Annotated in this window: 26 protein-coding genes; 14 read left to right on the top strand and 12 right to left on the bottom strand. The window is 57.2% G+C overall.

Features of this window, described 5'->3' with window-relative positions; translation table 11 throughout:
* The first annotated feature begins 134 nt into the window (after window positions 1–134).
* Window positions 135–470 (top strand): universal stress protein UspB, encoded by a 336-nt coding sequence (gene uspB / locus UTM25_RS17655; RefSeq protein ID WP_003861224.1) that lies wholly within the window; start codon window positions 135–137, stop codon window positions 468–470.
* A 54-nt stretch (window positions 471–524) separates the two neighbouring features.
* Here the strand turns inward: uspB and pitA are convergent, their stop codons facing one another.
* On the bottom strand, window positions 525–2,024 hold the full coding sequence (pitA, locus tag UTM25_RS17650; RefSeq protein ID WP_023309552.1) for an inorganic phosphate transporter PitA: 1,500 nt from the start codon (window positions 2,022–2,024) through the stop codon (window positions 525–527).
* 228 nt (window positions 2,025–2,252) lie between these two features.
* Between pitA and UTM25_RS17645 the strand changes: the two genes are divergently transcribed.
* Complete coding sequence (locus UTM25_RS17645; RefSeq protein WP_194401375.1) at window positions 2,253–3,449, top strand: aminoacetone oxidase family FAD-binding enzyme; 1,197 nt, start codon at window positions 2,253–2,255, stop codon at window positions 3,447–3,449.
* A gap of 32 nt (window positions 3,450–3,481) precedes the next feature.
* Here UTM25_RS17645 and UTM25_RS17640 read toward each other — a convergent pair whose 3' ends face one another.
* Together UTM25_RS17640 and UTM25_RS17635 are read right to left on the bottom strand one after the other, a co-directional pair.
* Window positions 3,482–4,420: an NAD(P)-dependent oxidoreductase gene (locus UTM25_RS17640; protein WP_194401451.1), complete on the bottom strand. Its 939-nt coding sequence runs from the start codon at window positions 4,418–4,420 to the stop codon at window positions 3,482–3,484.
* Window positions 4,420–5,112 (bottom strand): RraA family protein, encoded by a 693-nt coding sequence (locus UTM25_RS17635; RefSeq protein ID WP_194401376.1) that lies wholly within the window; start codon window positions 5,110–5,112, stop codon window positions 4,420–4,422. Before UTM25_RS17635 ends, UTM25_RS17640 begins: the two co-directional genes overlap by 1 nt.
* 169 nt (window positions 5,113–5,281) lie before the next feature.
* Between UTM25_RS17635 and UTM25_RS17630 the strand changes: the two genes are divergently transcribed.
* Window positions 5,282–6,019, top strand: a complete 738-nt coding sequence (locus UTM25_RS17630; protein ID WP_194401452.1) for an IclR family transcriptional regulator — start codon at window positions 5,282–5,284, stop codon at window positions 6,017–6,019.
* A 37-nt stretch (window positions 6,020–6,056) separates the two neighbouring features.
* On the opposite strand, the gene UTM25_RS17625 is transcribed toward UTM25_RS17630, so the two are convergent.
* Window positions 6,057–7,391: an MFS transporter gene (locus tag UTM25_RS17625; RefSeq protein WP_194401377.1), complete on the bottom strand. Its 1,335-nt coding sequence runs from the start codon at window positions 7,389–7,391 to the stop codon at window positions 6,057–6,059.
* Between the two features lie 317 nt (window positions 7,392–7,708).
* Between UTM25_RS17625 and UTM25_RS17620 the strand changes: the two genes are divergently transcribed.
* Complete coding sequence (locus UTM25_RS17620) at window positions 7,709–8,107, top strand: potassium channel family protein (RefSeq protein WP_023309546.1); 399 nt, start codon at window positions 7,709–7,711, stop codon at window positions 8,105–8,107.
* Between the two features lie 167 nt (window positions 8,108–8,274).
* Window positions 8,275–9,300 carry a TerC/Alx family metal homeostasis membrane protein gene (locus UTM25_RS17615; protein ID WP_194401378.1) on the top strand — a complete coding sequence of 342 codons (1,026 nt, stop codon included), beginning with the start codon at window positions 8,275–8,277 and terminating at the stop codon, window positions 9,298–9,300.
* A gap of 59 nt (window positions 9,301–9,359) precedes the next feature.
* Here UTM25_RS17615 and UTM25_RS17610 read toward each other — a convergent pair whose 3' ends face one another.
* Window positions 9,360–10,022: an HAD family hydrolase gene (locus tag UTM25_RS17610; RefSeq protein WP_014885577.1), complete on the bottom strand. Its 663-nt coding sequence runs from the start codon at window positions 10,020–10,022 to the stop codon at window positions 9,360–9,362.
* A 239-nt stretch (window positions 10,023–10,261) separates the two neighbouring features.
* Here UTM25_RS17610 and UTM25_RS17605 point away from each other — a divergent pair, with 239 nt between their 5' ends.
* Complete coding sequence (locus UTM25_RS17605) at window positions 10,262–10,789, top strand: NlpC/P60 family protein (RefSeq protein WP_194401453.1); 528 nt, start codon at window positions 10,262–10,264, stop codon at window positions 10,787–10,789.
* Window positions 10,790–10,794: 5 nt separating this feature from the next.
* Here UTM25_RS17605 and UTM25_RS17600 read toward each other — a convergent pair whose 3' ends face one another.
* Window positions 10,795–11,589, bottom strand: coding sequence for an SDR family NAD(P)-dependent oxidoreductase (locus UTM25_RS17600; protein ID WP_194401454.1), 795 nt, complete (start codon window positions 11,587–11,589; stop codon window positions 10,795–10,797).
* Between the two features lie 32 nt (window positions 11,590–11,621).
* Entirely contained in the window at window positions 11,622–12,503 is an 882-nt protein-coding gene (locus UTM25_RS17595) for a LysR family transcriptional regulator (RefSeq protein ID WP_194401380.1), read from the bottom strand.
* 99 nt (window positions 12,504–12,602) lie between these two features.
* Between UTM25_RS17595 and UTM25_RS17590 the strand changes: the two genes are divergently transcribed.
* The 8 genes from UTM25_RS17590 to arnF all read left to right on the top strand — a co-directional run bounded on the left by UTM25_RS17590 (window position 12,603) and on the right by arnF (window position 20,808).
* Window positions 12,603–13,109 carry a phenolic acid decarboxylase gene (locus UTM25_RS17590; protein ID WP_194401381.1) on the top strand — a complete coding sequence of 169 codons (507 nt, stop codon included), beginning with the start codon at window positions 12,603–12,605 and terminating at the stop codon, window positions 13,107–13,109.
* A gap of 323 nt (window positions 13,110–13,432) precedes the next feature.
* The gene (gene arnB, locus UTM25_RS17585; protein WP_194401382.1) at window positions 13,433–14,572 is read left to right on the top strand and encodes a UDP-4-amino-4-deoxy-L-arabinose aminotransferase; all 1,140 of its coding nucleotides are present in this window, start codon (window positions 13,433–13,435) and stop codon (window positions 14,570–14,572) included.
* A gap of 1 nt (window position 14,573) precedes the next feature.
* Window positions 14,574–15,557 carry an undecaprenyl-phosphate 4-deoxy-4-formamido-L-arabinose transferase gene (gene arnC, locus UTM25_RS17580; protein WP_023619309.1) on the top strand — a complete coding sequence of 328 codons (984 nt, stop codon included), beginning with the start codon at window positions 14,574–14,576 and terminating at the stop codon, window positions 15,555–15,557.
* Entirely contained in the window at window positions 15,554–17,536 is a 1,983-nt protein-coding gene (gene arnA / locus UTM25_RS17575) for a bifunctional UDP-4-amino-4-deoxy-L-arabinose formyltransferase/UDP-glucuronic acid oxidase ArnA (RefSeq protein ID WP_194401383.1), read from the top strand. Before arnC ends, arnA begins: the two co-directional genes overlap by 4 nt.
* Entirely contained in the window at window positions 17,533–18,435 is a 903-nt protein-coding gene (gene arnD / locus UTM25_RS17570) for a 4-deoxy-4-formamido-L-arabinose-phosphoundecaprenol deformylase (RefSeq protein ID WP_058842007.1), read from the top strand. Before arnA ends, arnD begins: the two co-directional genes overlap by 4 nt.
* Window positions 18,432–20,087, top strand: a complete 1,656-nt coding sequence (arnT, locus tag UTM25_RS17565; RefSeq protein WP_194401384.1) for a lipid IV(A) 4-amino-4-deoxy-L-arabinosyltransferase — start codon at window positions 18,432–18,434, stop codon at window positions 20,085–20,087. The genes arnD and arnT overlap by 4 nt, the downstream gene beginning before the upstream one ends.
* Window positions 20,087–20,422, top strand: coding sequence for a 4-amino-4-deoxy-L-arabinose-phosphoundecaprenol flippase subunit ArnE (gene arnE, locus UTM25_RS17560; protein WP_206689157.1), 336 nt, complete (start codon window positions 20,087–20,089; stop codon window positions 20,420–20,422). The genes arnT and arnE overlap by 1 nt, the downstream gene beginning before the upstream one ends.
* Window positions 20,419–20,808, top strand: a complete 390-nt coding sequence (gene arnF, locus UTM25_RS17555; RefSeq protein ID WP_194401386.1) for a 4-amino-4-deoxy-L-arabinose-phosphoundecaprenol flippase subunit ArnF — start codon at window positions 20,419–20,421, stop codon at window positions 20,806–20,808. The genes arnE and arnF overlap by 4 nt, the downstream gene beginning before the upstream one ends.
* Here arnF and acpT read toward each other — a convergent pair.
* Genes acpT through UTM25_RS17530 form a run of 5 tightly spaced genes read right to left on the bottom strand, consistent with a single transcriptional unit; the run spans window position 20,756 to window position 24,969 of the window.
* Window positions 20,756–21,373: a 4'-phosphopantetheinyl transferase AcpT gene (acpT, locus tag UTM25_RS17550; protein WP_194401387.1), complete on the bottom strand. Its 618-nt coding sequence runs from the start codon at window positions 21,371–21,373 to the stop codon at window positions 20,756–20,758. The genes arnF and acpT overlap by 53 nt on opposite strands.
* A gap of 2 nt (window positions 21,374–21,375) precedes the next feature.
* Window positions 21,376–22,605 (bottom strand): beta-ketoacyl-ACP synthase, encoded by a 1,230-nt coding sequence (locus UTM25_RS17545; protein WP_126786769.1) that lies wholly within the window; start codon window positions 22,603–22,605, stop codon window positions 21,376–21,378.
* Window positions 22,602–23,333, bottom strand: coding sequence for a 3-ketoacyl-ACP reductase FabG2 (locus tag UTM25_RS17540; RefSeq protein WP_194401388.1), 732 nt, complete (start codon window positions 23,331–23,333; stop codon window positions 22,602–22,604). Before UTM25_RS17540 ends, UTM25_RS17545 begins: the two co-directional genes overlap by 4 nt.
* The gene (locus UTM25_RS17535; protein ID WP_194401389.1) at window positions 23,330–23,803 is read right to left on the bottom strand and encodes a 3-hydroxy-fatty acyl-ACP dehydratase; all 474 of its coding nucleotides are present in this window, start codon (window positions 23,801–23,803) and stop codon (window positions 23,330–23,332) included. Before UTM25_RS17535 ends, UTM25_RS17540 begins: the two co-directional genes overlap by 4 nt.
* The gene (locus UTM25_RS17530; RefSeq protein ID WP_194401390.1) at window positions 23,800–24,969 is read right to left on the bottom strand and encodes a beta-ketoacyl-[acyl-carrier-protein] synthase family protein; all 1,170 of its coding nucleotides are present in this window, start codon (window positions 24,967–24,969) and stop codon (window positions 23,800–23,802) included. The genes UTM25_RS17535 and UTM25_RS17530 overlap by 4 nt, the downstream gene beginning before the upstream one ends.

The following is a 24,969-nucleotide window of genomic DNA, read 5'->3' as shown; positions in this document are numbered from 1 at the left end:
TTAAATGAGCCGTTCGGATATTAAAACGCGAACCGGATCGACTTTTGGTCATTCTTTCACTGAACTGTCTGTCAGGGCATTGGGGTGCGGTAGCTCAGGAGCCTTGCTTCGTGGGCGGACGCCGGGGAGGATGTATGATTAGCACCGTCGCATTGTTTTGGGCGTTATGCGTGGTTTGCATAGTGAATATGGCGCGCTACTTCTCATCGTTACGTGCGCTGTTAGTGGTACTTCGTGGTTGCGATCCGTTGCTTTATCAGTATGTGGACGGTGGAGGGTTCTTCACCTCGCATGGACAGCCCAGCAAGCAGATGCGTCTGGTGGGATACATCTACTACCAGCGCTACCGCGATCATCACGATGAAGAGTTTATTCGTCGCTGCGAGCGCCTGCGTCGTCAGTTCATTTTGACCAGCGCCCTGTGCGGGCTGGTCGTGGTCAGTATGATTGCATTGATGATTTGGCACTGAGCATAAAAAAAGCGGGTCAGTTTCCTGACCCGCTTTTTTGTCGCCTTCAACCGATTAAATCAGCTTCAGCGAAATCCAGTACAAACCGCCAGACAGCAGGATGGATGCCGGAAGGGTGAACACCCAGGCCATCAGAATGTTGGTCACGGTTTTGCGCTGCAGACCGCCACCGTCAACAATCATGGTACCTGCCACGGACGAAGAGAGTACGTGGGTGGTGGATACCGGCATACCGGTGTAGCTCGCCAGACCGATAGACACTGCCGCCGTCATCTGAGCGGACATACCCTGCGCATAGGTCATGCCTTTCTTACCGATCTTCTCGCCGATGGTGGTCGCCACACGACGCCAGCCAATCATCGTACCGATACCGAGTGCCAGCGCGACGGCCATGATGATCCAGATTGGCGCGTACTCAATGGTGTTGAGCATATCGCTTTTCAGTTTCTTCAGCAGACGTTTGTCGTCACCATTCACCTCTGGCAGCTTCGCGACTTTATCGGTCACATCAGAGATACAGAGCATTATACGACGCAGCTGACCACGCTGTTCTACAGCCAGTTTGTCGTAGCTTTCGATATCGCCCAGCATGCCTTTCGCACGTTCCAGCGCGTTAATCGCGTTTGCCGGATGGCAGTGGAACTCGCCAGGCGCGGTGGTTGCACCGGCTTCCGGAGAAGGGATCAATTGATCAACGCCGGTCGCTTTTTTCAGCAGATCAGGATGCTGCTGGAAATAGGTTTCAACGTTGTTGACCGCATCGCGGGTACGGGTGATTTCGTAACCCGAGGCGTTCATGTTCACCACGAAGCCTGCCGGTGCGACGCCGATCAGAACCAGCATCACCAGACCAATGCCTTTCTGCCCGTCGTTCGCGCCGTGAGAGAAGGCCACGCCGATAGCAGAAATGATCAGGGCGATACGCGTCCAGAACGGCGGCTTTTTCTTGCCGTCTTTCTTCTCACGCTCTGCTGGCGTTAGGTGGATACGCGCACGTTTTTTCGTGTTACTCCAGTAGCGACGCAGGATAAAAATCAATCCCCCCGCGACTACCAGACCCACGATAGGGGAGATGATCAGGGAGCCGAAAATGCCCAATACTTTAGGCAGGTTCAGCGCATCAACAACCGATGTCCCGGTCATCAGGGCGTTGGTTAATCCGATGCCGATAATCGCGCCGATGAGCGTGTGAGAACTGGATGCAGGCAGGCCAAAATACCAGGTACCGAGGTTCCAGATAATTGCAGCAAGCAGCATTGAGAACACCATAGCGAGGCCATGGCCAGAACTAACGTTAAGCAGCAGATCCGTTGGCAGCATATGCACGATGGCATACGCAACGCTCAGCCCGCCCAGGAGAACACCAAAAAAGTTAAATACCGCCGCCATAACAACCGCAAGCTGCGATCGCATTGCGCGAGTGTAGATAACCGTCGCTACTGCGTTTGCAGTGTCGTGGAAGCCGTTGATCGCTTCGTAAAACAGTACAAAAACCAGAGCAAGCAATAATAAAAGCCCGGTATGTAAATCCAGGCCGGCAAACAAATGTAGCATAGGACGTTACGCCATTTTGAGGACATGAACGCGGCGCATTATCCAGGACAAATGCGCGGCGGGCAAAGTGAAATATAGACTTTTTTTGACATACCACCTGATTTGAGAAAAGCGCCAGAAAGGATATTCTTTAAATTTCAATGGAATGGCTTTGTAATATTTTTTTACGCTGGTGTGACCACAGAGGAAACTTTACAATCCGCGGCAGTTAACAAAGAGGGTTTTGACGTGGAAAGGTTTGATGCCGTGGTAATTGGCGCCGGTGCGGCGGGTATGTTTTGTGCGGCAATGGCCGGACAGGCGGGTCGTCGCGTGCTGCTGCTGGATAACGGTAAAAAGCCCGGCCGTAAGATCCTGATGTCCGGCGGCGGGCGCTGCAACTTTACTAATCTGTATGTTGAACCCGCAGCCTATTTGAGCCAAAACCGTCATTTTTGTAAATCTGCGCTGGCGCGCTACACCCAATGGGATTTTATCGACCTGGTGGGTAAGCACGGCATCGCGTGGCATGAAAAGACGCTGGGACAGCTGTTCTGCGACGACTCCGCGCAGCAGATTGTCGATATGCTGGTGGCCGAGTGCGAGAAGGGCGGCGTCGTCATGCGCCTGCGCACGGAAGTGCTGGAGGTCGCCCGCGACGACCAGGGCTACACGCTGCAGCTGAACGGTGAAACCGTCAGTGCGGATAGCCTGGTGATCGCCAGCGGCGGCCTGTCTATGCCGGGGCTGGGCGCCTCCCCGTTCGGCTATAAGATTGCCGAACAGTTTGGCCTGAAAGTCTTGCCCACGCGCGCCGGGCTGGTGCCGTTTACGCTGCATAAACCGCTTCTGGAACAGCTTCAGACGCTGTCTGGCGTGTCCGTTCCCTCCGTCATTACCGCCGAAGACGGGACGGTGTTCCGCGAAAATCTGCTCTTTACCCATCGCGGCCTCTCCGGCCCGGCGGTACTGCAAATCTCCAGCTACTGGCAGTCGGGGGAGTTTGTCACGGTTAACCTGCTTCCCGATTGCGATCTCGACGCGTTCCTTAACGAGCAGCGTACCGCGCACCCGAATCAAAGCCTGAAAAACACCCTGGCAATGCAGCTGCCAAAACGTCTGGTGGAATGTTTGCAGGCGCTGGGGCAGATCCCGGACGTGTCGCTTAAGCAGCTTAACAGCCGCGAGCAGGAGATGCTGGTGGAAACCCTGACAAACTGGCGCGTTCAGCCAAACGGCACCGAAGGCTACCGCACGGCGGAAGTGACGCTGGGTGGCGTTGACACGAATGAGCTCTCGTCCCGCACCATGGAAGCGCGCAACGTGCCGGGGCTCTATTTTATTGGCGAAGTGATGGATGTGACCGGCTGGCTCGGCGGGTACAACTTCCAGTGGGCATGGGCAAGTGCCTGGGCGTGCGCTCAGGCGCTGGCAGAAGACAAGTGACATAAGAGCACAGCCACTCGTCACGGTTGGCTTTATGGGCTGACGGTGGTGACGTCCGTCACTGCAAGAATATTGCTCGCGGCCACGGTCCCCATCCTGATATATGACGCTGCGGTAACGCCGCCAATATGCGGTGAAATAACCACGTTTTCTACGGACTGCCAGAGGTGCGGCGCGGTCAGCGGCTCGTGGGTAAAGCTGTCCAGCGCGGCGCTGTGCAGCGTGCCATCCCTGAGCGCCGCCAGTAACGATTCGCTGTGGATCAGTCCACCGCGTGCCGTATTGACCAGAATCGCGTTCCGCTTGCAGTGTACGAGCGTCTCGCTATTGATCATCCCCTTATTCTCATCGGTCAGCGGACAGTGCAAAGAGATGACATCGGAACGGGAAAGAAGTCCGTTCAGCGTCTCTGCGCGTTCGCACAGAGCAGGCATAGTCTTAGCATAGGGATCGTAAGCCAGCACCTTCATGCCGAAAGCGTGACCAATAGTCGCCACGCGCGAGCCGATAGCACCCAACCCAATTAGCCCTAACGTTAAGCCCTCCAGTTCAATGGATTTATGCGTCGCCTTATCCCAGTGCCCGTCTCGCAGCCGCTTGTCCAGAGGCACCACTGACTTTGCGCAGGCGAGGATCAGCGCCCAGGTATGTTCAGCCACTGCAGCCGCGTTTGCGCCTGGCGCAGCCCGGACGGCGATGTTGCGCTCGGCCGCTGCCTCCTGGTCTATCACATCGATCCCGCTTCCGTGCTTGGAAATAACCTGCAAAGCCGGGGCGGCATCCATAACTTTCGCGGTGATCCTGCCGTAACGTACCAGGATCGCCACAGGATTGTGTCGTTTACACAGCGCGATCAGGTCATCTTCTGTGGGCTGGCGGCCCGCAAACACTACCTCAAAGCCCTGCAACATCACCATGGCCTGCTCCGCCAGGTCGCTTCCGGTAACCAGAACTACGTCTTTGCCCCCCATCACAGCGTCTCCCCGTCGCTCAACATACCTGCCTTACGAAGCGCGTCATTAAGCCAGTGTGGACGTAAATCGCCTTCACGGATGGCGGCAAGACGCCGGGTCTCCATCTCCAGCTTTTCTTTTGCCAGAGCGATAACCTCCTGAACCTCATCTCGTGGGATAACGACCACGCCGTCGATATCCGCGACAACCAGATCCCCGGCCTGAACCGTCGCCCCGGCGACTGAAATGGGATGATTAACCCGGCCAGAGATTAACTTTGTCGGGCCGCAGGGGTTCAGACCGGCAGAAAAGACGGGGTAGTGACCTTTGCTCAGGGTATCGGCGTCACGTACAGCGCCATCAATAATAATGCCCGCAATGCCGCTCGCCTGAGCCTGAGTGGCCATGATTTCCCCAAGCAGCGCGCAGCTCAGGTCGCCTTTGCCATCGACGATCAGGACATCGCCGGGCTGCGCCACCGCCATCGCGGCATGAATCGCCAGATTATCACCCGGACGGACTTCAACGGTGATGGCCGGACCCGCAACGGACATGTGTGGGGCCAGCGGTTTGATGCGGCCATGAAGCGTACCGCGGCGACCGGCCACGTCGGCCAGAATAGCTGCCTGATACTCGGCAGCCCGACGAACGTCCTCGGCAGAAACGCGCTCGAAATGGCGATTAATCGGTTTTTTTTCAGTAACGGACATAAATGCCTCCATATTGTTTTACTGAGTACAATGCAGGTGTACAGAACAAAACAACTATAGCGGTGTTGCTTTCCTTTTAGCCAGACCCGAGGTGGCGTTTGTGATGTAAACACGAAGTGACTCACAAAATTTGAGGTACACTCACTGCCGGGCTAACAAGGAGATAATGATGGGGAATGAAGGCGTTGTAGCGGTTGAAAAAGCGCTGGCTTTACTGGATTGCTTCCGTCCTGGAGATGAGAGCCTGACGCTGACCGCGCTGGCACAGCTGTCGGGTTATCACAAAACCACGGTTTACCGCTTGATGAATTCTCTTGAACGGATGAATTACGTCGTCAGGCATGAAGACGGCAATTATGCGCTGGGCCCACGTCTGCTTTACCTCGGCAAGCTGTATGAACAATCTTTCCATCTTTCCCGGGTGGTTCAGCCAGAGCTTCAGGCCTTATCCCTGGCGTCTCAGGAGAGTGCCAGCTGGTATGTGCTGGAGGGAGGGCAGCGGCTTTGCCTGTTTCGCGCTGAAGCGTCGCATGGCCTGCGACACAGCAATCTTCCCGGCAGCCAGTTCCCGCTCGATAATTCGGCCATCAGTAAGGTATTGCGTCATTGGGGGCTCAATGAAAGCCTGCCGGAGGGAGACGCTGAACTCCCTTTCTACACGTCAGGCGCACGCGATCCCCATACTGCTGCGTTTGCGATGCCTGTCTTCGGCGTTCACGACAAGCTGGTTGCGGCGTTAGCCCTGACCGGCCCTATCTCGCGGCTGACGGAAGATCGTCGTGAGAAGGAGATAGGGCAGTTGATGAAGGCGGCTGCAAGCCGTCTTTCGCAGAAAATGGGCGCCAGCAAGCCCTTCTGTCAGCAGTTCTTTGGTGAAACGAGCGACGCGGCGGAAGAAGATCTTTAAATGCAGAAGCGGGACAAATGTCCCGCTTCTGCCATCGTTAATGCGTGACCTGTTTTTCGTGTAGCTGAGCGCGGCGGGCCTGCCGGCCCATAATGAGCACCGCGATACCCCCGGCCACGCACAGCGCGGCCAGCGGAAGCATAGCCAGCGTGTAACTGCCCGTCCGCTCATTGATAATGCCGTACGCGTTTACCATCACCGCCCCGCCTATCAGGTTTGCGATAGCGCCAATCGCGGCCAGTCCCGCCGCCGCTGAGGTACTGCTCATCCAACCGGACGCCAGCGCCCAGAAAGGCCCTTTCATTGAATAAGCGCCTATCAGCATAATGCTGAGGATAACGATCGTGGCAGACAGCGAGACGCTTACAAAGGCGGCGAACACGCCGGCGGCAATCATGAACAGCGTGAGTGCGGTATGCCAGCGGCGTTCGTTGGTACGATCGGAATTCCGTCCCCATACAATCATCAGAACAGATGCCAGACCGTAAGGAATGGCGTTAAGCAGGCCTGTCTCAAGGTTATCGAGATGGAAGGATTTAAGCAGTTGAGGAGACCAGACGCTGATGGTGGTGCCCGCGGACGATGCGCCCGCATAAATCAGCGCCATCAGCCAGATTTGGCGATGCTTCAGCAACTGCCACGTCGTCTGGTGTCCAATGTTCTTTTGCTGGCTACGCTCGGTCTCAAGCGTGGTTTCCAGCCACTGTTTCTGTTCGCTGCTGAGCCAGCTCGCCTGATGAGGGCGATCCCGGAGAATAAACCAGGCTGCAATACCCAGCAGCACCGCCGGCAAGCCTTCAATAATGAACAGCAGATGCCAGCCGCGAAGACCCAGCCAGCCATCCAGTGACAGTATCAGCCCGGAAAGCGGGGAGCCGATGAAGTTAGCGAGCGGGATGGCGACCATAAAGGACGCAATAATGCGTGCGCGGTAGCGGGACGGGATCCACCAGGTCAGATACAGCACGACGCCCGGGAAGAAGCCCGCCTCAGCAGCACCGAGAAGAAAACGGACGATATAGAGCGACGTGGTGTTCTGCACCAGGGACATACACATGGAAACGATGCCCCAGCTGATCATAATGCGCGGGATCCACAGCCGGGCGCCGACTTTCTGCATGGCCAGGTTGCTGGGTACCTCAAACAAAAAATAGGCCACGAAGTAAAGACTGCTGGCGAAGCCAAACGCCGCTTTGCTGAGGCCAAGGTCCTCATTCATCTGCAGCGAAGCCATGCCGATATTCCCGCGATCGATAATGGAGACCAGGTAACTGACAATCAGAAACGGGAGAATACGCCAGATCACCTTCCGCATCGTCTCTCTTTCTATGTCCTCGGTGGCGGTAGCGCCGTTACGTAAATGTTCTGTCATTGTGTCCTCGCAGGGTTTGTTCTTTGTTTTATTAGGTACAACTAAGTTTTATTAAACAAAACCACTATAGCGACGGCGCGTTATTTTTATCCAGTTAATGGAAGGTTTAAATGATGTAAATAAGAGGTGACTCACAGATAGTGCGCTTCAAATATATCGCTCACAGCAGTCGAACCAGCCGCACAGAGAGCACGCTGCAAGGGAGATAATCACGCAACGCAATTATTGCACCAACTTTTCCTCGCCATTCAACTAAGCTTCGACCGGGTGCCCCGCCGCATTAGCGGGGCCATATTTCTTTTGGTCGAGCACGCATCATGCAGCTACTTAGTATTATTATTTTGCTTACCCTAACCGTTGTGATCCATTCGCTGTGGATGTTTGGCGTTTTAAAATTCATCAAATTAGAAGTCGATTCGGCGGTACGCATTGTTTTACGCAATGTCGGTATCGTGATCTCCATGATCTTCGCCCACCTCCTTGAGGCCGGACTGTTTGCTGCGTTTTATTTTGTCATCGACGCGTTTAATGACTGGAACACCAGCTTCTATTTTTCACTGGTCAGCTACGCCACCGTGGGATACGGCGACGTCACGTTACCCCAGCACTGGCGGCTCATCGGCGGAGTGGAAGGGCTGGTGGGCGCGTTGATGGTGGGCTGGTCCGTGGCGGTTCTGGTGGCGGTGCTGCAGCGTTTGCGCGGAATGAGCGCCTAAACGGCAGATGCGCGATCCCCGTCTGGTAAGGTAAAGTACCCCCTCCTTGCGCGGCCAGAAGGCCGCGACTTTGAGGGCGAAGAGGCTGATTAACGGCCCGCCCTTTTCTGTTCCTGGTTTACGCCAGTTTGCATGGTGTTGTGTTTTGTCTGCCAAAAGGGTTTTGTATGTCTGCTGCTCATCTCGGTTTCCCGACGGAAACCGTTGTTGTCTTTGTGGTGATGGCCGTTGGGGCGATGTTTATCGACCTCTTTATGCACCGTCACGATAAACCCGTCTCGCTGAAAAGCGCGGCGATGTGGTCCATTTTCTGGGTCATGATGGCGATGGCCTTCGCCGGATTCCTGTATGTTCACCACGGCGCCGAGATGGCGAGCCTGTTCCTCACCGGCTATGCGCTGGAAGAGGTGCTCTCCGTCGATAACCTGTTCGTGATGATGGCGATCTTCGCCTGGTTCGGCGTGCCGGATAAGTACCGTCACCGCGTGCTCTACTGGGGCGTGCTGGGGGCGATTGTCTTCCGCGGCATCTTTGTGGCTATCGGCACCAGCCTGTTAAGCCTGGGGCCGTACGTTGAGGTGATCTTCGCGCTGGTTGTCGGCTGGACGGCGGTGATGATGCTCAGACGCAATGAAGAGAGCGACGAAGTGGAAGATTACTCGGGTCATCTCGCCTATCGCATGGTGAAGCGCTTCTACCCGGTCTGGCCGAAAATCAGCAGCAACGCCTTTATTCTGACCCAGAAAGAGGTGGATGCGGAGCTTGAAAAACCGGAAAACCAGGACGTGATGGTCGGACGCGTGAAGAAGGCGAAGCGCTATGCGACGCCGCTGCTGCTTTGCGTAGCCGTCGTCGAGCTTTCTGACGTCATGTTCGCGTTTGACTCCGTGCCGGCCATTATTGCTGTGAGCCGCGAGCCGCTGATTATCTACAGCGCCATGATGTTCGCCATTCTCGGCCTGCGTACGCTTTACTTCGTGCTGGAAGCGCTGAAGCAGTATCTGGTGCACCTTGAGAAAGCCGTGGTTCTGCTGCTGTTCTTCGTGGCGTTCAAGCTGGGGTTAAATGCCACCGATCACTTCTGGCATCACGGTTACAGCATTGGCGCCACGGCCAGCCTGTTTGTGGTGCTTGGCGTGCTGGCGCTGGGGATTATTGCGAGCGTGATGTTCCCGGGGAAACGTGAGGCCTGATGTACCGCCTTTCTCCCTCTCCCTGTGGGAGAGGGCCGGGGTGAGGGCCCGGACCGCACCTAACCCTTAATCGGTGAATTCCGACGCTTGCGCGGGTGGTGGAAGTGCCGCCAGTGCGGATCCTGCGCCGCCGCCAGCAGTTCGTGGTCGCCGCGGGTGTCGCCCCAGGCGCGCAGATGATAGGCGTTCAGATCGCCATACACTTTCTCCAGCCTTGCCACCTTCTGGGCGCAGCGGCAGTTATTGCCCGTGATGCGCCCCGTCAGCTTGCCGTCTTTCACTTCCAGCTGCGTGCCAATCAGCTTAATGCCGAGCTTATCAGCCCACGGCTGGAGCACCAGCGCCGGGGATGCGGAACAGATGGTCACCTCCGCACCGGAATTTACCTCAGCCGCCACCGCCAGAACCCCTTCGGGTCGCATCAGCTTGTTCCAGTATTTTTCGCAAAAGGCTTCCGCCTGCTGGCGCAGCCAGTGTTCATCCACGCCCGTCAGGAAGGTTTTAATCAGCACTTCCTTCAGCTCATCGCGCGTCAGCTTGCGACGCACGCAGTGGAGCGTGGGCAGCGCCATGCGCACCAGGCGGCCCGCGAAGTAACGTTTGCCGAAGGCAAAACGCAGGAAAGGAATAAAGCTGTCGTGGTGCGTTAATGTCCCGTCAAAGTCAAAGACAGAGAGCACGCTGGATTTAGCCACCGTCTCGTCGGCAATCATATTGGTCATAAATACGTCTTAGCTGAAATACACATTCTGCGGATCAGTTTACCTGCTTTAGCTGGACAGTCCTTATATCACCACTCTTTTTTTCTCGATCTTGCGATCTCAAAGTGAGTCCATTTTTGGCCTCGATAACAATTGGTGAAAAAATGAGCTGTCTATATTATCGCCACTTCGCAAGATATTTAGGGGAACCATTGGCCCCCATAGGTAAGGAAAAACTCACTCACTACTTCTTTTTTGATATGACTCTTAGATCGCTTATTTCAATCCTCACGTTAAGTTTTGCTTCGTTTTCTGCGTTCAGCTTTCAACTTCCAGCGTCGATGTTATCGATGAACAGTGAACTGGCTGCATCACCGGCGAAATCTGCGCTAGTGCATCAGGAAACAGGCCCGCTGCGCTCGCGTATTCTCGATCAATACCAGAAGTGGAAAGGCACCCAGTACCGGTGGGGCGGAACCACGCATCGCGGGGTAGATTGCTCCGCGCTCATGCAGCACCTGTTCACCGATGCGGCGCATCTTAATTTGCCGCGCACGACGAGTGAACAGATCCATCGTGGCGTGCAGGTCGCGCAATACCACCTGAGAGCCGGCGATCTGGTCTTCTTCCAGACGGGCCCGAACCGCAAGCACGTTGGCGTTTATATTGGCGAAAACCAGTTTATTCATGCCTCAACCAGTCAGGGCGTAACGGTTTCAACCCTGACGGATGATTACTGGCAAGCACACTACATTACCGCCCGCCGCATTGCAGGCAGTGCGGCCTGACAGCATCAGATGATGTCATCCACGACGCCACCGTCGACGCGCAGCGCCGCGCCCGAGGTGGCGGAGGCCTGGGGCGAACAGACATAAATCACCATATTGGCCACCTCTTCAACCGTGGCGGCACGCTGGATAACCGAGCTGGGGCGGTTGGCCATTACAAACTCTTTCGCCAGCTGCTCCAGCGATTTTCCGGTCTTTTCGATTTCATCTTTCATCATCTCTGCGAAACCGTCAGACATCGTCGGGCCCGGCAGGACGCTGTTCACCGTCACGCTGCTCCCCGCCACAAACTTCGCCAGCCCGCGCGCTAGGGAGAGCTGCGCCGTTTTGGTCACGCCGTAGTGGATCATATCCGCCGGAATATTGCAGGCCGACTCGGAGGAGATAAACACCACGCGTCCCCAGCCTTTCTGCACCATACCCGGCAGCAGGGCGCGGGACAGACGCACGCCGGACATCACGTTGGTCTGCCAGTAACGCTCCCAGGTCTCATCGTCGGTGGCATAGAAATCCTGCGGACCGTAAATCCCGGCGTTGTTGACCAGAATATCGACGTTATTCGCTACCTTCAGAAGCGACTCGACCCCTTCCGCCGTGCTGAGATCGGCAATCGCGGCGCGCACCTGTACGCCCGGCACCACCTGCTGGAGCTGCTGAATGCCTTTATTCACCGATTCCGTGCTGCGGCCATTGACGATCACTTCCGCACCGCTTTCTGCCAGACCTCTGGCAATGGCGAATCCGATCCCGCCGGTTGAGGCGGTCACCAGCGCCACTTTCCCCGCAAAGTCGATTTTCATCATCTGCTCCTTCTCGTTTTAACGTTCAGACCTTAAAGCGTAGCAGGTGAGGATGACGGCTCCTGGCTAAAAAGGCGCAATAGCGTTTCAACCTGTTCATCAAGCGGGGCGAGGGAACGCTTAACAATCAGGTGTAGCGGCGTTGCCCTGCGCGCGCCGTGGCTCAGCGGCAGGCGTTTCAGTACGCCCTGATCCAGCTGGGTCTGGATGCGTTCCTCTGGCAGCCAGCCGTAGCCGACCTGAGAGACGACGGCCTCTATGGCGGCATCGATGGTGGAGAAGGTCCACGACTCGCCGGCAGCACGCGCGGCGGGCTGGCTGTCCGCAATCTGGATAAGCGGCCACGGGCGCAGCATCTCATCATTTAGCGGCGCGTCGAGGCGAAACAGGGGATGCCGGGAATGGGCCACGGCAACAAAGTCGATATTCATCAGCCATTCGCCGAGCCCGGTAATGTCCTGGCGGCGGGTTAAGACCATCACATCGGCTTCGTCGTTAATGGCGTCGGCGCGGGTATTTTCCAGCACCTCGGTCAGACGTACCTGAGTCTGGGGATACTGCTGCTGGAACTGACGAAGAATAGCGAACAGGCGGCGGCGCGGGAAAATGGAGTCCACCACCAGATCCAACCGCGTGCGCATTCCGTTACGAAGGGTCGCTGCGCGCGTCTCAACATACGAAAACGCTTTCAGCAGCGGTTTTACCTGGTTGAGAAGAAGCTCTCCGGCCGGAGTTAACACCGCCCGTCGCCCCTCCGGGACCAGCAGCGCCACGCCGAGCCGCTCCTGCAGCAGCGACAGGTTATAGCTTACCGAGGACTGGCTGCGGTGGGTTTCTTCCGCGGCTTTGGCAAAGCTGCCCGCTTCCACCACTCTTTCCAATAAAGCCCATTGTTCCAGCGTCGTCTTATGCATGATTTATCTAAAATTTGGATGAATTTGATTAAAACATAGCGTTATTCATTCATTTTTTGAAGGGGTAAGATCCTCTCATCAAAACAAAGGAGACATCTTATGAACACCTTCGACAAACACGACTTAAGCGGCTTTGTTGGTAAACATCTTGTATATACCTACGATAATGGCTGGAACTACGAGATTTACGTAAAAAATGAGACTACGCTTGATTACCGTATTCACAGCGGTCTTGTGGCCAACCGTTGGGTGAAAGATCAGCAGGCTTATATCGTTCGGGTAGGCGAGAGCATCTATAAAATTTCCTGGACCGAGCCAACCGGTACCGACGTCAGCCTGATCGTGAACCTGGGCGACAAACTGTTCCACGGCACCATCTTCTTCCCACGCTGGATCATGAACAATCCGGAAAAAACCGTCTGCTTCCAGAACGACCATATTCCGCTGATGAACAGCTATCGCGATGCGGGCCCGGCGTATCCAACTGAAGTGATTGATGAATTTGCCACGATCACCTTTGTACGCGACTGCGGTGCAAATAATGAAAGCGTCATCGCCTGCGCAGCCAGCGAGTTACCAAAAAACTTCCCAGATAACTTAAAATAAGCGCGACAATTAACTAAAAAGAAAAGTTCCCGGCTATTTCATATTATTTTGAAATGGCCGGGATTTTTTTTGTTTGTTGATGATTGGTTTAAATGAATCCATTTCAAAATGTTGCGGAAGCTCACATTAAAAATATTTAATATTAATTTAACTTGTTGTTTTTCAAGTGCCTGCTAGTTGTCTTATAACGATGCAAACGTTGTCTTAATTTTTCCCTAAGGAAAGAGAGCTACTTTGATAAAAGTTTATGGTTCGTTGAAATAAACGGGCTGGCATTTGGTTAATATCAAAAACATGCCGTTTTTATTACAAGGAAATTAATAATGAGTGATTTTTTGCCTTTTTCCCGCCCGTCGATGGGGCATGAGGAATTAGCGGCGCTGCAGGAGGTTTTAACCTCCGGCTGGATCACCACTGGGCCAAAGAACCAGGAACTTGAAGAGGCATTCTGCCAACTTACCGGGAATCAGCATGCGATTGCCGTCTGTTCAGCCACCGCAGGAATGCACGTCACGCTGATGGCGCTGGATATTGGCCTGGGCGATGAAGTCATTACCCCTTCCCAGACCTGGGTCTCCACGCTGAATATGATCGTGTTGCTGGGTGCCACACCGGTCATGATTGATGTGGACAAAGACACATTAATGGTGACGCCAGAAGCCGTTGAAGCCGCCATTACCCCGCGTACCAAAGCCATTATTCCCGTTCATTATGCCGGCGCGCCGTGTGACATCGACGCTATTCATGCCATCGGTGAACGTCACGGTATTCCGGTGATTGAAGATGCGGCCCATGCCGCCGGAACGTACTACAAGAACCGTCATGTGGGCTGGAAAGGGACGGCGATTTTTTCCTTCCACGCCATTAAAAATATGACCTGTGCGGAAGGCGGCCTGGTCGTCACGGATAATGCCCAGCTGGCACAGCGGATCCGCAGTCTGAAATTCCATGGCCTGGGCGTAGATGCCTATGACCGCCAGACGCACGGTCGCGCGCCGCAGGCGGAAGTGATCGCGCCGGGCTATAAATACAACCTCGCGGATATTAACGCTGCTATCGCGCTAGTGCAGTTAGGCAAACTGAAAGAGGCCAACAGGCGCCGCCAGGAGATCGCTGAACGCTATCTGCGGGAGCTTGCCGATACGCCGTTTCAGCCGCTCACCATTCCGTCATGGCCGCACGTGCACGCCTGGCACCTGTTTATTATTCGCGTTGATGAAGCGCGCTGTGGGATTTCACGCGACAACCTGATGGCGGCGCTGAAAGAGAAAGGCATCGGTACCGGCCTCCACTTCCGCGCGGCCCACACCCAAAAATACTACCGCGAGCGTTTTCCTGATGTATCGCTCCCGAATTCTGAATGGAATAGCGCGCGTATTTGTTCTCTCCCTCTTTTCCCGGATATGACTCATGACGACACAACCCGCGTCATTACCGCACTCCATCAGCTTGCAGGACATTGATATGTTCAGTGCACCGCCTGTACAAAAAGTTTCCGTGGTCATCCCGGTTTATAACGAGCAGGAGAGCCTGCCCGAACTGATCCGCCGTACAACGGCCGCCTGCGACACGATGGGCAAGGCTTATGAAATTCTGCTGGTGGATGACGGCAGTAGCGATAATTCGGCACTGATGCTGACAGAGGCCGCGCAGGCTGAAGGCAGCCACATTGTTGCCGTGCTCCTCAACCGCAACTATGGCCAGCACTCGGCGATTATGGCGGGGTTTAGCCACGTCACGGGCGATCTGATCATCACTCTGGATGCTGACCTGCAAAACCCGCCGGAAGAGATCCCGCGCCTGGTTGCCAAAGCCGATGAAGGCTATGACGTGGTCGGCACGGTTCGCCAGAACCGTCAGGACAGTCTGTTCCGAAAGCTAGCCTCACGCACGATTAACCGACTGATTCAGCGCACTACCGGTAAAGCGATGGGCGATTACGGCTGCATGCTGCGCGCCTACCGCCGCCATATTGTCGACGCCATGCTGCATTGCCATGAGCGCAGCACCTTTATTCCGATCCTCGCCAACACCTTTGCCCGTAAGGCAACGGAAATTCCGGTTCTGCACGCCGAGCGCGAGCACGGGGAATCGAAGTACAGCTTTATGCGTCTCATCAACCTGATGTATGACCTCATCACCTGCCTGACCACCACACCGCTGCGTCTGCTGAGCGTGTTCGGCAGCATCATCGCCTTGGCCGGGTTTACGCTGTCCGTCCTGCTGGTGGTGCTGCGGCTGGTCTTTGGCCCGCAGTGGGCGGCGGAAGGGGTCTTCATGCTCTTTGCCGTGCTGTTTATGTTCATTGGCGCCCAGTTTGTCGGGATGGGCCTTCTCGGTGAATACATTGGCCGTATCTATAACGATGTTCGCGCGCGTCCGCGCTACTTTATTCAACGTGTTGTCCGTCAGGAACACAAAGCGTCTCAAGAGGAAATTCATCCATGAAAGCTGTTGTATTTGCCTATCACGATATGGGGTGCACGGGCACGTTGGCCCTGCTGGAAGCAGGCTATGATATTGCTGCAATCTTTACCCATCCGGACACGGCCGGAGAGAATAACTTTTTTGGCTCCGTGGCGCGTATCGCCGCCGAGCGCGGGATCCCGGTTTATGCACCGGACGACGTAAACCATCCGCTGTGGGTGGAGCGCATCCGCGCGCTCGCGCCTGACGCGATCTTCTCGTTCTACTATCGCAACCTGCTTTCCGACGAGATCTTAGGTCTGGCCGCAAAAGGGGCCTTTAATCTTCATGGCTCTCTGCTGCCAGCCTACCGTGGACGCGCCCCGCTGAACTGGGTGCTGGTGAACGGTGAAACGGAAACGGGCGTGACGCTGCACCGCATGGTGCGTCGCGCGGATGCGGGCGCTATCGTGGCACAGCAGAAGGTCGCTATTGATGCGGACGAAACTGCGCTGCAGCTGCATCAAAAGCTGAATGCGACGGCGCAGACGCTGCTGCGTGATGCACTTCCAGGCATCCTTAACGGCACCTTCAGCGAAACCGCGCAGGATGAGAGCAAGGCAAGCTGCTTTGGCCGCCGCGCGCCGGAAGATGGCCGTCTGGACTGGAACAAGCCCGCTCGCCAGCTGCACAACCTGGTGCGCGCCGTGACCGATCCGTGGCCGGGCGCATACAGCTTTGCGGGCGTCAGCAAGTTTATCGTCTGGAAATCCCGCGTGCGTGATGACATCCCGGCCGCTAAACCGGGCACCGTCGTTTCGGTCTCTCCGCTGATTGTGAGCTGCGGCGAGCAGGCGCTGGAGATCGTCACCGGGCAAACCGACAACGGCCTGTACGTTCAGGGCACGCAGCTGGCACAGTCTCTGGGCCTGGTGGCCGGGGCGCTGATCACCAGCGCACCAGTTGTTGCCATCAAGCGCCGCACCCGCGTGCTGATCCTGGGCGTGAACGGCTTTATCGGTAACCACCTGACCGAACGTCTGCTTAAGGACGATAACTACGAGATTTACGGTCTGGATATTGGCGCGGATGCCATCAGCCGTTTCCTCGACAACCCGCGCTTCCACTTCGTGGAAGGGGACATCAGCATCCATTCCGAGTGGATTGAATACCACATTAAGAAATGTGACGTAGTGCTGCCGCTGGTCGCCATTGCCACGCCAATCGAGTACACCCGTAACCCGCTGCGCGTGTTCGAGCTGGACTTCGAGGAGAACCTGAAGATCATCCGCGACTGCGTGAAATACGACAAGCGCATCATCTTCCCGTCCACCTCTGAAGTGTACGGCATGTGTACCGATAAGAACTTCGATGAAGACACTTCCAACCTGGTGGTCGGGCCGATCAACAAACAGCGCTGGATTTACTCCGTCTCCAAACAGCTGCTGGACCGCGTGATTTGGGCCTACGGTGAGAAAGAAGGCCTGCGCTTTACCCTGTTCCGTCCGTTCAACTGGATGGGTCCGCGTCTGGATAACCTGAACGCGGCGCGTATCGGTAGCTCCCGTGCGATCACCCAGCTGATCCTGAACCTGGTAGAAGGCTCACCGATTAAGCTTATCGAAGGCGGTAAGCAGAAACGCTGCTTTACGGATATCAGCGACGGTATCGAAGCGCTGTTCCGCATCATCGAAAACAAGGATAACCGCTGCAACGGTCAAATCATCAACATTGGTAACCCGGACAACGAAGCGAGCATTCGCGAGCTGGCCGAGATGCTGCTGGCCAGCTTTGAGCGCCATCCGCTGCGCGATAAATTCCCGCCGTTTGCCGGTTTCCGCGAAGTAGAAAGCAGCAGCTACTACGGTAAAGGCTATCAGGACGTTGAGCACCGTAAGCCAAGCATTCGCAACGCGAAGCGCTGCCTGAACTGGACGCCGACGGTGAAGATGGAGCAGACCATTGATGAAACGCTCGATTTCTTCCTGCGCACCGTGGAGCTGTCGGAACAGGACTCATGAAAAAAGTCGGTTTACGCATTGATGTCGACACCTTCAGGGGAACGCGTGACGGCGTACCCAAACTGCTGGAACTGCTGAGCAAGCACGGCGTGCGTTCAAGCATTTTCTTCAGCGTGGGGCCTGACAACATGGGACGCCATTTATGGCGTCTGATTAAACCGGCATTTCTGTTCAAAATGCTGCGCTCGCGCGCAGCATCCCTCTACGGCTGGGATATTTTGCTGGCCGGCACCGCCTGGCCCGGCAGACGTATCGGCGCGGGTAATGAAGCCGTTATCCGCGAGGCGGCGCAGCATCATGAGGTCGGTCTGCACGCCTGGGATCACCATGCCTGGCAAGCCTGGGCCGGCGTCTGGGACATCCCGCGCCTGTCCCGTGAGGTCGAGCGTGGGATGCTGGAGCTGGAGGCCATTACCGGTCAGCCCGTGCGCTGCTCCGCCGTGGCGGGATGGCGTGCAGATCAGCGCGTCGTGAAAGCCAAAGAAGCCTTTGCGTTTCGCTACAACAGCGACTGCCGCGGAACCGGACCTTTTTTGCCGCTGTTAGGCGAAAATCGCTACGGTACGGTGCAAATTCCGGTCACGCTTCCCACCTGGGATGAAGTGGTCGGGCGCGAGGTAAAGGCGGATGAGTTCAATCGCTACATTCTGGACCGCATTCATCGTGACGCCGGCACGCCGGTGTATACCATCCATGCCGAAGTGGAAGGGATTGCGTATCAGCATGATTTCGATGAACTGTTGACGATGGCCGCTCAGGAGGGTATTGAATTTTGCCCGTTGAGCGAGCTGCTGCCGGACGACCTCAGCACCCTGCCCGTGGGTAAAGTCGTACGCAATGAAATGGCTGGCAGGGAAGGCTGGCTTGGCTATCAACAAACCGTGAGTCCGGTCCCATGAAAACAGCCCGTTATGGCTTAGCGCTTCTCGCACTGTTTATCGTTTACTACCTCATTCCGGTCGATATTCGTCTGCTCTGGCAGCCTGATGAAACGCGCTATGCGGAAATCAGCCGCGAAATGCTGGCATCCGGAGACTGGGTTGTCCCACATTTTCTGGGGCTGCGTTACTTTGAAAAGCCGATTGCCGGCTACTGGATCAACAGCATCGGGCAGATGCTGTTCGGGCACACGAACCTCGCCGTGCGCGCCGGGTCCATCTTCTCCACTGGTTTAGCCGCGCTGCTGGTCATCTGGATGGCCTGGCGTCTCTGGCGGGATAAACGTGTTGCCATTTTCTCCGGTCTTATCTTCCTGACCCTGTTCCTGGTGTATGGCATTGGCACGTATGCTGTGCTGGATCCTATCATCACCCTGTGGCTGGTGGCGGCCATGTGCAGCTTCTGGCTGGCCTCACAGGCCCAAACCGTTGCCGGAAAAGCGGGGGGCTATGTGCTGCTTGGGCTGGCCTGCGGGATGGGGGTGATGACCAAAGGCTTTCTGGCGCTGGCCGTTCCGGTGATTGGCGTGCTGCCGTGGGTGATCGCCCAGAAGCGCTGGAAAGAGGTGCTGATTTTTGGCTGGCTCGCGATCCTGAGCTGCGTGCTGATCGTTCTGCCGTGGGCGCTGGCCATTGCGCAGCGTGAGCCTGACTTCTGGCGTTACTTCTTCTGGGTTGAGCATATTCAGCGCTTTGCCCAGAGCGACGCGCAGCACAAAGCTCCGTTCTGGTACTACGTGCCGTTCCTGATTGCGGGCAGCCTGCCGTGGCTGGCGCTTTTGCCCGGCGCGTTTCGTCTCGGTTGGAATGACAGACAAAACGCGGGTGGCGGGTTCTATCTGCTGGGTTGGGTGGTGATGCCGCTGCTGTTCTTCAGCATCGCCAAAGGCAAGCTTCCGACCTATATTCTGCCGTGCTTTGCCCCGCTGGCTATCCTGATGGCGCGCTATGCCTGCCTCGCGGCGGAAAAAGGTGCCAGAGCGTTACGCATTAACGGCGGGATTAACCTGGCGTTTGGCGTTATCGGCGTGGTGGCGGCGCTGGTGGTCTCGCCGTGGGGACTGTCTAAGCATCCGGTCTGGACGTCGGTCGAACTGTATAAAGTCTTCTGTGCGGTAGTGGCGTTCCTCATCTGGGCGGCGGTAGGCTGGTTTACGTTCAGACAGAGCCAGCAGCGCTGGTGGCTGGCGGCACTGTGCCCTGCAGGGGTGGCGCTGCTGATTGGTTTTGCCATTCCTAACCTGGTGGTGGATTCCAAACAGCCGCAGTCGCTGGTCGATACCGTGCGCGAACCGCTGCAGGAAAGCCGGTTCGTGCTGGCCAATAACGTTGGCGTGGCCGCGGGCCTGGCGTGGGAGCTGAAGCGCAATGACATCACGATGTTCGATCAGAGTGGCGAACTGCGCTACGGATTGGATTATCCCGATGCGAAAGATCGTTATGTTGATAAAGACGACTTCACGAAGTGGTTGACGGAGCATCGTCAGCAGGGGCGCATCTCGCTGGTGATGCTGCTCTCAAAACGCGACGATATTTCACAGGCGAATTTACCGCAGCCGGACAATCTCTATATTCAGGGACGTCTGGCCTTGCTGGAGTATCTGCCGAAGTGATGACCTGGATCTGGCTGATACTGGCAAGCTTGCTCAGCTGCGCGGGGCAGCTGTGTCAGAAACAAGCCACCCGTCCGGCGAAAACCGGGCGGCGTGGGACGCATATCGCGCTGTGGCTGGGTCTGGCACTGCTGGCGCTGGGGAGTGGGATGCTGGTCTGGCTGGTGGTGCTGCAACGTCTGCCTGTCGGCATTGCCTATCCTATGCTGAGCCTCAATTTTGTCTGGGTGACGCTGGCGGCGAAGGTTTTCTGGCGTGAGCACGTTGCAGCGCACCACTGGCTGGGGGTGGGGTTGATCATCATTGGGATTGTTATCCTGGGAGGGAGCCTGTGAAAGGTGCATTCTGGGCCTTATGCAGCGTGCTGTTAGTCAGCGCGGCGCAGCTGTTGCTGCGCGATGCCATGCAGGCATTGCCACCGGTCAGCGATGTTAAGGCGCTTATTTCCGCGCTGTGGCACTTCTCATCCGGCACGGGGGCGCTGCTGCTGGGGCTGATGGGGTACGTGGCCTCTATGGGCTGCTGGTATCTGGCGCTGCATCGTATGGCGCTCAGCAAAGCCTATGCCCTGCTGAGCCTCAGCTATATTCTGGTGTGGGCCGCCGCGATCCTTCTGCCTGGCTGGGGGGAGCGCTTCTCCTGGCACGGGCTGGTGGGCGTCGGGTTTATTATTCTGGGCGTGTTAGTGATTTTTCTGCCCCGAACGTCCCAACGTGAATAATCGACTCGTGGGTCAGGGTATAAGGGGTCGATGTGCAGACGGCAAGGCTCAGCGAGCCGACCTGTAGCTGACTGACCGCGTGCGTCTGCGCCGTGCTGTCGATGCTGACAATCTGCCATGCGCTGCCGCCACGCTGTTTCACAATCGCTTCTTTTCGCGTCCAGATACGCCAGAACGCGGAAAGCCGTTCCTCGGGCGCTTCACGCTCCAGCTCGTCATGCTCCGTCATGCTGAATACCGCATTAGCCAGCGCCTGCCAGTTCTTCCTCGGGCGAATCACTTCGATATCGCAGCCGACTTCGCCTTCATCGCTCATCAGCAGGGCGATATCGTCACCGCTGTGGCTCAGGTTGAACCACAGCGGATGACCCTTCGCAAAGGCCGGTTTGCCCTGCTCGCCGTAAATGATGTTGGGGAGCGGGCGAGGGGATAACGTTCTGGCGAGCAGCGTCCTCCCGGCCAGCCAGGAGGCCTGTCGGGCACCCTGAGGCGCCCTGTCTGCGAGCGCTGACGCCAGCGGGTCCGCGCAAAGAGTGGAGATTTTTCCCAGTACAAACTGGTACATAGTTACGCCCAGCGTTTAATGATAATCGAGGTGTTGATGCCGCCAAACGCGAAGTTATTGCTTTGCAGATACTCGCAGTCAATCTGACGGGCTTCTCCCATAATATAATCTAAAGCACCGCATTGCTCATCCGGCTGCGTTAAATTGAGCGTCGGGGCAAACCAGCCTTCACGCATCATCTGCAGGCTCATCCACGCTTCCAGCGCGCCGCAGGCACCCAGCGTATGGCCAAAATAGCTCTTCAGCGAGGAAACCGGCACGCTGTCACCATAGATAGCGGCGGTGGCCAGGCTTTCGGCGATATCGCCGCGATCGGTGGCGGTACCGTGCGCGGAGATATACCCCATATCCCGGGCGCTTAATCCCGCCATGGACAGCGACTGCTCCATGCAAATCTGCATGGTTTCACGCTGAGGCTGGGTGATATGGGCCGCGTCGCAGTTAGTGGCAAAGCCTACGATTTCGCCGTAGATCGTGGCCCCGCGCGCTTTTGCATGCTCCAGCTCTTCCAGAATCAGGGTGCCTGCGCCTTCTCCAATCACCAGACCATCGCGCTGCGTATCAAATGGCGACGGGGTGTGTTTAGGCGCGTCATTGCGCTGGCTGGTGGCGAACAGCGTATCAAATACCGCCGCTTCAGACGGACACAGCTCCTCAGCGCCCCCCGCGACCATCACGGTCTGATACCCGTGGCGAATGGCCTCCCAGGCGTAGCCAATCGCCTGGCTGCCGGAGGTACAGGCGCTTGAGGTCGGGATGACGCGGCCGCGTAGTCCAAAGAACAGGCCGGTATTCACCGCCGTAGTGTGCGGCATCATCTGGACGTAGGTTGTCCCGGTGATGTTATTGGTGTGCTTTTCGGTGAGCATGGTCGCGAATTCGCTGACGGGCCCGGTGCTGCCAGTCGAAGAACCGTAGGCGATACCGGTTTGGCCGTTGGTGAGCACCGCTTCGCCAATCAGTCCCGCCTGCTCCAGCGCCAGCTCGGTGGCGCGGGTCGACATCAACGACACCCGGCCCATCGCGCGAATACGCTTGCGGGTATAGTGCTCCGGCAGCGTGAAATCATCGATCGGCGCGCCCAGGAGGGTATGCAGGCCATCATACACCTGCCATTCCGGCATTTTACGCACCGCGTTTTCATAAGCCAGCAGCCTGCTGGAAACGGATTGCCAGCTTTCGCCAAAGGCGGTCACGCCGCCCATGCCCGTAATCACCACGCGACGCGTCATAGCATTCCTCCGTTAATGGAAATGACCTGGCGGGTAACGTAGCCCGCAATATCCGACATCAGATAGCTTGCCAGCCCGGCGACCTCCTCAGCCTGGCCCATACGTTTCATTGGGATGATGGACATCGCTTCCTTCAGCGCGGCTTCTTCCATCTCAATCATGCCGGTATCAATCAGACCCGGGGCGATGCAGTTGACGGTGATTTTGCGTTTTGCCAGCTCAATCGCCAGCGCTTTGGTGGCGCCGATAATGCCCGCTTTGGCCGCGCTGTAGTTCACCTGTCCGCGGTTGCCCATCACGCCGGACACGGACGATAAGGTGATAATGCGCCCCCCTTTACGGGTGCCAATCATCGGCATAATGCAGGGGTGAATGACGTTATAAAAACTGTCGAGATTGGTGTGGATCACCCTGTCCCAGTCGTCTTCGCTCAGCGCCGGAAAGGCGCCGTCGCGCGTAATTCCGGCGTTGCTGACCACGCCATACCATGCGCCATGGGCTTCAATCTCCTGCTCCAGCACTTCGCGGCACTGTTCGCGGTTGCCCACATCAAAGGCGAGTAAACGACCGTTGCCACCCGCCTGCGTGATGGCGTCCAGCGTCTCCTGCGCGCCTGCGGCATCACGATGGTAATGCACGCCTACGGTAAACCCGTCGGCGGCGAGCTGGCGGGCGATGGCGCGCCCTATGCCTTTGCTGGCCCCTGTGACCAGTACGGAACGACTCATGCGTTAGATCCCTGATTAAAAAGCGATGTTAATTCTTCTGCGCTCGGCTGGAAGGTGTTGACCCGGCCCGTGGCCAGCGTCTCTTCATTCGCGGAAATCGCGCATTCAAAGCTGCCGAAGCGTTCGTCCTGCATCAGCAGCTTAACGGTGATGTCCAGCGTCAGGCCTGCGGCGAAATGCCCGCTGGCGCAGACCAGCTCGCGCGCGCCGAGCACCATGCCCAGCGCGATATGATCCTGCCCCTGCTGCCGGCGATGCCAGCCTGACCAGACGCCGACGGTCTGCGCCATAAGCTCGAGCGCGTACCAGCCCGGTAGGTCGCCATCGGCATTCAGAAACGGCGCCAGCACGCTTTGCCCGCTGACGGCCACGCGGCAGACCGCCGTGTCGTCCGTGACGCACTCAACGGACCCCAGCAGCATCATTGGCGCCTCGTGCGGCAAATAGGCTTCGGGTGATAAGTAGCTCATGAGGCTCTCCCCAGCAGGATGCTGGCGTTATTGCCACCAAACGCGAACGAGTTAGACAAAATGACCGGCTTTTTCAGAGCGGCGCGCTGGTGCAGCAGGCCGCACGACGCCAGCGTGTCGTCCGGCGCGTAGCGGGCGAAGTCCTGCTGCGGCAACGGCAGATCGCGCGTCAGAATCAGCCAGCTCAGGGCCGCTTCGGTAATACCGGCGGCGCCCAGCGTATGGCCGGTAAGGTGTTTGGTTGAGCTGCACGGCACGCTTTCCCCGAAGAGATCGTGCACCACCTGCGATTCAATCTGATCGTTGAGCGGCGTGGCCGTGCCGTGCAGGTTGATGTAGCCGATATCCTGCGGCTGCATACCCGCTTCGTTAAGCGCCTGCGCGATAGCCCTTATCGCCCCTTCGCCCTGCGGATGCGGAGCGGAAATATGGTACGCATCGCTGGATTCGCCCGTTCCGAGCAGCGCCACGTCGGCGGGCTCCCGGCTCAATACCATCAGCGCGGCGGCTTCACCAATGGTGATCCCCCGGCGGTCTCGACCAAACGGCTCGCAGAGCGTGGGGGAGAAGGATTCAAGGCTGTTAAAACCGTTGACGGGCATCCGGCTCAGGGTATCGGCCCCGCCGACAATGGCGATGTCCACCAGCCCGGCTTCAATCAGACGTTTGCCGCCGATCATCGCCCGCGCGCTGGAAGAGCAGGCCGTCGAGATCGTATAGGCCGGGCCTTCGAGCTGAAGCCAGTTGGCGAGGAAGCGGGACGGATCGCCAAGCTCCTGCTGCGGATACTGCCAGCGCGTGCTCGCTTCGCCATGGGTCATGCGGCGCACGTGCTCATCGCCCTCATCCAGCCCGGAGGTGCTGGTCCCCAGCACCACGGCCACGCGGTCGCGACCGACGCGGGCGATGGCCTCGTCAACCGCGGGCTGAATCTGCGCCAGCGCGGCCAGCAGCAGCTGGTTATTGCGGGTGCGGTGTGCGGAGAAGGTGTCCGGGATAGGCGGAAGCTCGCCTTCCACGCCGCCCAGTACGGCTTCGGGTAAACCCTGCAGCCAGCCGGTCCGGGCGTGCATCCCCGGCGCCACGCCTGCCGTCAGGTTCGCGGCAATCTCGTCAGGCGAGTTGCCCAGCGCGTTGACCATGCCAACAGCGGATATATAAATCAT

Origin of the sequence: Enterobacter sp. 61D5 (assembly GCF_034107965.1) — a bacterium.
Lineage (GTDB): Bacteria > Pseudomonadota > Gammaproteobacteria > Enterobacterales > Enterobacteriaceae > Enterobacter > Enterobacter cloacae_M.
This window is presented reverse-complemented; position numbering and strand designations above follow the sequence as displayed.